Origin of the sequence: Pseudomonas sp. P7779 (assembly GCF_013386315.1) — a bacterium.
Lineage (GTDB): Bacteria > Pseudomonadota > Gammaproteobacteria > Pseudomonadales > Pseudomonadaceae > Aquipseudomonas.
Window position 1 is genome coordinate 1 of sequence record NZ_JACARZ010000240.1, and the last position, 300, is coordinate 300.

The following is a 300-nucleotide window of genomic DNA, read 5'->3' on the forward strand; positions in this document are numbered from 1 at the left end:
GGAGAACTTTGCCAGCCTGTCATGGGCGGGCAAGGTCGTGGACTACTTCTGGCACCTTGTCTTGCCGGTATCGGCGCTGGTGATTGGCGGCTTTGCCACACTGACCATCCTCACCAAAAACAGCTTCCTCGACGAGATCAGCCGCCAGTACGTAGTGACCGCGCGGGCCAAGGGTTTCAGCGAAAAACAGGTGCTGTACAAACACGTGTTTCGCAACGCCATGCTGCTGATCGTGGTTGGCCTGCCCCAGGCGCTCACCGCGATGTTGTTCGGCGGCTCGTTGCTGATTGAAGTGATTTT

1 protein-coding gene is annotated in these 300 nt (G+C 57.7%); it reads left to right on the forward strand.

What is annotated here, in order from left to right; all coding sequences use genetic code 11:
- Nucleotides 1-300, forward strand: a 300-nt coding sequence (locus HX869_RS31385; protein ID WP_178904201.1) for an ABC transporter permease subunit, incomplete at both ends; no start/stop codon positions are given.